The organism is Phaeobacter sp. 11ANDIMAR09, assembly GCF_001294455.1.
Classification (GTDB): Bacteria; Pseudomonadota; Alphaproteobacteria; order Rhodobacterales; family Rhodobacteraceae; genus Pseudophaeobacter.
Genome location: NZ_LIKT01000059.1, coordinates 1 through 6849 on the forward strand (window position 1 = coordinate 1; position 6849 = coordinate 6849).

At 51.2% G+C, this 6849-nt stretch carries 9 protein-coding genes; 2 read left to right on the plus strand and 7 right to left on the minus strand.

All coding sequences use genetic code 11. The annotated features are described in order from the left end of the window. The 3 genes from AN476_RS23515 to AN476_RS21795 form a co-directional block, all read right to left on the minus strand. On the minus strand, positions 1–141 hold a 141-nt coding region (locus tag AN476_RS23515; protein WP_083464465.1), incomplete at its 3' end, for a DUF1289 domain-containing protein. A gap of 248 nt (positions 142–389) precedes the next feature. Then, positions 390–1139, minus strand: a complete 750-nt coding sequence (locus tag AN476_RS21790; protein WP_054463868.1) for a response regulator — start codon at positions 1137–1139, stop codon at positions 390–392. Beyond that, a complete protein-coding gene (locus AN476_RS21795) occupies positions 1130–1996 on the minus strand; it encodes a sensor histidine kinase (RefSeq protein ID WP_371257383.1) in 867 nt (288 codons plus the stop codon). The genes AN476_RS21790 and AN476_RS21795 overlap by 10 nt, the downstream gene beginning before the upstream one ends. 2 nt (positions 1997–1998) lie before the next feature. Here AN476_RS21795 and AN476_RS21805 point away from each other — a divergent pair. Continuing rightward, positions 1999–3152, plus strand: a protein-coding gene (locus tag AN476_RS21805; RefSeq protein ID WP_371257382.1) for an IS3 family transposase whose coding sequence is annotated in 2 segments (ribosomal slippage) — positions 1999–2266 and positions 2266–3152 — 1155 coding nt in all. Because the reading frame shifts where the segments join, the coding sequence is not laid out codon by codon here. 52 nt (positions 3153–3204) lie between these two features. Then, entirely contained in the window at positions 3205–3597 is a 393-nt protein-coding gene (locus AN476_RS21810) for a hypothetical protein (RefSeq protein ID WP_054463872.1), read from the plus strand. Positions 3598–3782: 185 nt separating this feature from the next. Here AN476_RS21810 and AN476_RS21815 read toward each other — a convergent pair whose 3' ends face one another. The 4 genes from AN476_RS21815 to AN476_RS21825 all read right to left on the minus strand — a co-directional run bounded on the left by AN476_RS21815 (position 3783) and on the right by AN476_RS21825 (position 6566). After that, on the minus strand, positions 3783–4391 hold the full coding sequence (locus tag AN476_RS21815) for a hypothetical protein (RefSeq protein ID WP_054463873.1): 609 nt from the start codon (positions 4389–4391) through the stop codon (positions 3783–3785). A gap of 348 nt (positions 4392–4739) precedes the next feature. Next, positions 4740–5093: a hypothetical protein gene (locus tag AN476_RS22990; RefSeq protein ID WP_157063849.1), complete on the minus strand. Its 354-nt coding sequence runs from the start codon at positions 5091–5093 to the stop codon at positions 4740–4742. Further along, entirely contained in the window at positions 5090–5302 is a 213-nt protein-coding gene (locus tag AN476_RS22680) for a helix-turn-helix domain-containing protein (protein ID WP_216598417.1), read from the minus strand. The genes AN476_RS22990 and AN476_RS22680 overlap by 4 nt, the downstream gene beginning before the upstream one ends. A 112-nt stretch (positions 5303–5414) precedes the next feature. Then, positions 5415–6566 (minus strand): site-specific integrase, encoded by a 1152-nt coding sequence (locus tag AN476_RS21825; protein ID WP_054463875.1) that lies wholly within the window; start codon positions 6564–6566, stop codon positions 5415–5417. Between the last annotated feature and the right edge of the window lie 283 nt (positions 6567–6849).

Here is a 6849-nt window from a genome sequence, read left to right on the forward strand (position 1 = left end):
CTTCTCAATGATATTTGCCTCGTAAGGTTTCATTTTTTTCCACCTTGCGCATTCCTCCCTTGTGCGGCCACAGCCAAGACACCAGCCACTAGGGCCGGTAAATTCACAGACATCGACGCAGGGACTTTTACGTTTTTTCATAGTTGTTGAGTACCTTTAGCGGGAGGAAGGTCATTAGTTGCATTCACAGCTGTTGTTCCACAAAAGGCCGATGGAGTGGCCCCAAACAATTGGATGATCCGCTTTAAGTCTCGTGGGCCTCAGAGTATGGATAAGCGCTGCCGGACCATCGTGCTACCACAATCAGACTTTTCTGGACGTTGGAGAAAGATACGGCGGCCATCCCCTGCATGCGTCAATTCACTGAGCGCAACGCAACTATGTCGTCGTCATTGCGCTTGTCTCAATTGAGACATTAGATTGGATGCGACATAACGTGTTTCGACTAGCGAACGTTCCGCGGTGTCAAGAAAATCTCTAGAGGAACTCAATGTTCCATTCTTCAGACAATCTTCGATTTTTCTAAAACTTCTGTGTAATGCATTAGCGCCCAGGGAAGCGCAGGCACCAACTGCGTTGTGGACACGGGTTTTCAAAGCCTTCTCCCTATAATGTGACGCGTCGCAGGATTTCAGCCTAAGAATGATGGAAGTGGCTTCATCCAACAGTTCATCTAGAACTAGGTCAGTTGGTCCAACGCCATTTGCTCGAACCAGGCCTTTAAGCTTTTCCGTTTCAAACACGGATCGGTATGCGAGGTCATCGAAAGTGAAAAATTTCTCTTTTTCCGCCAAGGTAGCTAAAGTTGACTGAAGCGCCTCAATTGAGATGGGTTTGGTTAAAACACCCTGCATTCCAGAGGAAAAAATCTTTTCTTGGTCATTCGGGCTGGCATGAGCGGTTTGCGCGATAATTTTTGTTGTGCGATTAGGACCGTCACTTTCTCGCAACCTTCTTGAAACCTCGGTACCGTCGATGTACGGCATACTGATATCCATTAAAATCAGGTCGAAACGTTCATTCATTGCCGCCTCAAGCGCAATCGAACCGTCTTCAGCCTCAGAAACTGAGTGTCCCAATCCTTGAAGCATGTCCGTAAGTAGCAGGCGATTAATTTTGTTGTCATCGACTACAAGCACCTTTTACGTTCCTTGTTTTTGGTGGGTTCAGGATTATTACGCAAAGGAGGGGCTTTTAGACTGTCGCGGGTGGTAAACTCGGAGCAGACTTCAGGGAGATCAACTGGAATTTGTACGCGGAACTCACACCCGTTACCAAACTCACTATGCAACTCTATCTGACCGTCCAACGCCTCGACAGACGTTGCTACAATGCTCAACCCAAGACCTGTGCCTTCAGAGTGGCGTCCATAGGATGCGTCAAGCACTGTAAATGGTTCAAAGACACTGTCAAAATCAGATGATTGGATTCCTGGGCCACTGTCTTTAATTGTGAACGCTAGCGTTCCAATCGAAACGTGCTCCACTGAAATGCTGATTTTCTCGCCCGCTGCAAACTTTACTGCATTGCCGACGAGGTTTGCGACTATTGTCTTTAACAGCCTCGGGTCGGTCTCTACCTCAAGTGGAGTATTTGGTGCGAATGTCAGGGTGATCCGACCGCCAGACTGCTCGACTTGTGCAGAGTTTTCTTGAACAATATCACTCATCAGGTCTCTTAGGTTGACTAACTCCTTTTCGAGAATGACTTTGCTGCTGTCGAGCTTGCTCACTACTAGTACGTCGTTGACATGCTTAAGCAGTGTATTTAAAGAGGTGCTCACGTAGCCAAGGTATTTCTTTTGTAAATCGGTTAATTCAGTCCGCTCCAGTAAGTCGACAGCTCCGATGACACCATTCAACGGCGTACGCATCTCATGACTAAGCACCGAAATAGATTGCGACTTTCGCCTGTTGGCTGAGCTACCCCCCGAATTTCGGACACTGACGTGAGCTACGATTTGCTGTCTGCTGATCTTCGACGAAGAGGAGATCAGAAATGTCGAAACGGAAGAACCATTCGCCCGAGTTCAAGGCCAAGGTTGCGCTGGAGGCTTTGAAGGGCGAGCGGACGGTCGCAGAGCTGGCAAGCCAGTTTGGTGTTCACCCGACGATGATCCACGGCTGGAAGCGGGCGCTCTTAGAGGGTGCGTCCGGCGTGTTCGAACGAGGCAGCCGAAACAAGCCCGAGATCGACGAAGAGCAGGTCAAAGAGCTCCACGCCAAGATCGGGGAGCTGGCCGTGGCCAACGATTTTTTGTCACGAAAGCTCAAACCGTGGATCGGCAAGTGAGGCGGGAAATGGTCGAACCAGCCAATCCTGGCTTGTCGGTCGGCAAACAATGCAGGCTGCTGTCGATCTCGCGGTCGTCGTTCTACTACCGGCCCAAGGGTGAGACAGCGCTGAACCTGACGCTGATGCGCCAGATCGACGAGCAGTTTCTGGAGACGCCGTTCTTCGGCGTGCGGCAGATGACGTGGCATCTTCGCAACGAAGGGCATCCGGTAAACGAGAAGCGCATCCGCCGTTTGATGCGGTTGATGAGCCTTATGCCGATCTACCAGAAGCCCAATACCAGCAAGGCGGCGAAGGGACATAAGACATATCCGTACTTGCTACGGGGTCTGCAGGTGGGGCGCCCAAACCAGGTCTGGGCGGCTGACATAACCTATCTGCCGATGCGTAAGGGGTTCCTGTATCTGGTAGCAGTCATTGACTGGCACACCCGGAAGGTGCTGGCCTGGCGCATCTCAAACACGCTGGAAGCGGACTTCTGCGTCGAAGCGCTGAACGAGGCGATCCACCGCTTCGGCAAGCCCGAGATTATGAATACGGATCAGGGCAGCCAGTTCACATCCTTTGCCTGGACGGACCGATTGCGGCGATCTGGTGTGCGCATCTCAATGGACGGCAAAGGGCGTTTCCTCGACAATATCTTTGTAGAGCGCCTGTGGCGGTCCCTGAAATACGAATGCGTCTACCTGCACGCTTGGGAGACCGGATCGGAAGCAAAAGCTGGTATCGGAAAGTGGGTGGAATTCTACAATCGGAAGCGCCCACATTCCGCCCTTGGCGGCAGACCGCCAGCCGTGGTCTATTGGCTGAGAAAAGAAGAAACCAAACCAGATCAGCAGGAGCAGAAAGTAGCTTAAGTTATGCGGTAAACTGTCCAAAGGATGGGGAGTAGCTCAAAAACAGCAAAACTTGAAGCTCGCAATCGATGCTAGCGAAGGGCTCGACCCTGGCTCTGGGCTTGGCAGCGGAACAGCAAAAGATAAGTCTGAAGAGTTTCTGTCCCAGATCATCCAGCGTTTGAATGACCTGTTTGCTGGAGACGGTCTGACAGATGATGATGTGGTGAACTACGCTCAGACGATTTCTGACAAAGTTCGTGAAAATGATCGGGTCATGACCCAGATCGCCAACAATACCCGTGAGCAAGCGATGCTGGGAGATTTTCAGAAGGCTGTCGAAGATGCTATTCTGGACAGCAACGAAGCCCATCAGAAGCAAATGATGCGACTTTTGACTATGCCGGAGAAGGGAAGCCTTTTTGCCAACATAATTTACGAAATGCTGAACGCAAAAGGGCAATGAAGCGGAGCGAAACTTGTCCGTCGTACTTGACCATTGCACTCCTACTTGGAAGCCGGAGACCGGAATTGCGGCCAGGCTGCGACCCCACATAGATCTGGTGATGCCGGATCCCTGAGTGGTCGCTGCGCCCTTTTTCCATTGGTGTGATCCACTTCTAACTATGGATTACACCATGATGGGAATACTCAGGCACACAGATGTTGTTTGCCAATAGTATTCAGATACTCGCTGATCAGTTCATGCGGGGCTTCAGTGAGGATTTCCAGGTCGATCAATGACTGCCAAGACGTAATAGCGTGTTCGGTGAGAGCCATTTCAACAAGCTCACCGACTTCCTCCACTGTCCAGGGCCCCTCATCCGCAATGTGTTGATCCAAGTCGTCCTTGGACTGATCTGCGCCCTTGGGCTCTGGTTGGCGCACGTTGCTGTTGTGAACCGCCTTAGCGAGGTAGTGGATCGGATTGACGCACAACGGCTCTCCACATGTGTTTTCCAACTTGTAGGGGAAGTCTGGAGCGACAGTGAAGTCGAACAATAGCCGTTGTACAGCATGGCGTTTGCCTTTGAAGTTTATGACGGCTCTTGGACGGTCACGAACTACTGTTGGCCAGGGAATGTTATCGTAACCTCGCTTCATGCGGACCCGTGGTTCTGCTTTGCCAGTATGAGCGCCATCCCAATAGATGCAGTGTTCAGGTAGTTCATCTTTTTGAGCGGTGCCAAGTACGATGGCTTCCAAAATTGGAGTGTTTGTTTTTTGCGATATGCGTTTAGCCAGTGTTTCTAGCTTCATGGTTGTTAGGTCTCATTATTTGGGGGCGGCTGGGGCTGGAAAAAGGGCCTTGATCCCTAAAGAGGGCAAAAACCATCTTTTTCGCCGGGGAGCGCAACTTCGCCAGTAGGGGATATAGCCAGCAGCTTTTCGACAACTGCCGGTCAAATTGAAATAGTGTGACGGACGTTCCCCTTATTACTCTTCTCTTACTTATTTTCTTTTCTTGAAATAGAAAGATCTAAAGGGGGAGAAATAAACTAAGGTCCATTACACTATTTCTGTCGAATGCGGGGCGCCGCGGTCACCACCTAGTCGCCAAGTTTCGACAAGGTGGTGAACTTGCGCACCACTTGGTGGAGCGGAGATTCAGCGAAAATCCAATGCTTGTGGTTCGTATCCAGGTAGCTCAAGTGGTCGATAGGGGATCCCAAAAAGTACGGTGCTGCCATTTGTGAATCTCTCAACAAGGCCGTCACGCATCAATTTGTGAATAGTTTCGATGCCATGTTTATCTTGAATGTTCCATGTGTACTGGAGTTCATTCAGAGTCTGCCAAGGTTCCTCCACAAGGCTGGCCAAAATTTTCTGCGATTTATCGGGCCGTGGGCTGTTCCCTTGTCGCCGTTTCAGCTTGTGGCCATTGACGCTCAATTGCGAGCCGTCACAAGTGTTTCGGAATTCTCTATAATTACCTTGGGCGAGGACGGAAAATTGGCTCATGTATTCACCCCTTGGAATGTCGTAGTCGGTTGAGTCTCGTTGGCTACCAGCCATGCGTCTACCGCTGCTCTACGGTAGAGAATGGTCCGGCCGACTTTCACGCGGGATGGGCCAACCCGATGGGCGTGCCAGCGGCTCAGCGTCCGCTTTGATACGTTGAGTAGCTCGGCAACTTGGGAAGGTTTGAGGTGGTCGTCTTTGGTTATCATGTTGTGCTCCTTGTATTGGTTGTGGAGCAGTTTTTAGACAAAATCAGGCTCGGCGTCGCCGTCGATTTCGGGAAATGAGCGCTCATTTCCCGAAATCAAAGCCCTGTAATCGCTAGCTAATTCGTGACATCCTGACGGATGCCAGTTGGGAAAAACTGTTGGCGGCGTCCCTCAACGGGTCGTCCATGAGATGGGCGTAGCGCATCGTTGTTTGGTACTGGGAGTGCCCGAGAAGCTTCCCAATAGTCTCAAGGGTCTTTCCGCTGGAGACCAAGACCGACGCGAAGGAATGACGGAGGTCGTGAATTCGAATATCTGTGAGACCGGTTGCCTCTTTCAGCCACCGCCATGGGCGGTTCAGATCCGGCATGGGCGTCCCCTTAGAGGTTGGGAAAAGAAAATTACTGTCGGCCTCGTCGTGCATGGTGTTCAGCAAGACGAGGGCTTCGTTGGAGAAGGGGATTCTCTTAGCTTTTCGGTCTTTGCTTTTGTGGGGTGGGCGGTTCCAGATCCCCCGCTCGAGGTCCACTTCACTCCATTCAAGGCCAAGAACTTCACCGCGCCTTGCCCCTGTCAGAACGATCAACCTGATTGCATTGGCAGCTTTTTGTTTCGGCATTTTTTCCAACGCTGCAAAGATCAGCTCATATTCATCCTGGGACAAATAACGCTCGCGAGAATGTTCCGCGTTGCGGGGAAAGCCATCGGCGGGGTTCTTTTCGATCCACCCCCACCGGATAGCCAGGTTGAGAGCGGTTCGCAGAACTTCCAGAACCCGATTGGCTCGGGTAGGGGTCTTCTCCGTAATGTTGGCGTGTAGGCGGTCAGTTTGACGACTGCTCAAGTCCCGAACCGCAACTGAGGAGAGCTCTGGGAGTATGTAGTTTGTCCACATACCCTGCTGATCCTTTTGGCTTCTCAGCGCCAGTTTTGGTAGGTGTACGCTTTCATACTCAATCCAAAGATCTGCCACCGTCGGTGCTTCGCGTCGCTCTATGCGCTCCTCTAGAGGATCAATACCTTGGTCGACTAGGCGGCGTAGTTCCTTGGCCTTGTCACGAGCTGCTGCAGCGGTCCAAGCAGGGAACTGACCTATCGTGAACCGGCGCTCCCGCTTGTAGATATGGTAATTCAGAATGAAGGACTTGGTGCCAGCCCGCGTAACCCGAAGACCAAAGCCAGGGATTTCACTGTCATAATGAATTTTGTGGTTGACTGTTGGTGGCTCGACTTTCTTCACGAAAGTCTCGTTAATCTTTGGCATAATGTGTCCGTGCTGTGTCCGGCAAAGTGAGGGATGTTAATGGCATTCCGTGACTCTCTGCGTCAAGCAGGAGTCAGATAATTTCCCGAAATCAAAGGAAACTTTGCCTTTTTTCAGTAATTTAGGTGAGATTGGCACGCGGGCTCATAACCTGAAGGTCGTAGGTTCAAATCCTACTCCCGCAACCAGCTCTACTTGTAAAGTAGAAGCCACCGACAAAGCCCCTTCGGGGGCTTTTGTCGTTCTACCGCTAAGATCCTGATGCACTTGTTGAAGTTGACCT

Excerpts from the sequence above, each read along its gene's own strand:
- AN476_RS21815 (WP_054463873.1), bottom strand. The coding sequence starts at position 4,391 with ATGAAGCTAGAAACACTGGCTAAACGCATATCGCAAAAAACAAACACT.
- AN476_RS22990 (WP_157063849.1), bottom strand. The coding sequence starts at position 5,093 with ATGAGCCAATTTTCCGTCCTCGCCCAAGGTAATTATAGAGAATTCCGA.
- AN476_RS22680 (WP_216598417.1), bottom strand. The coding sequence starts at position 5,302 with ATGATAACCAAAGACGACCACCTCAAACCTTCCCAAGTTGCCGAGCTA.
- AN476_RS21825 (WP_054463875.1), bottom strand. The coding sequence starts at position 6,566 with ATGCCAAAGATTAACGAGACTTTCGTGAAGAAAGTCGAGCCACCAACA.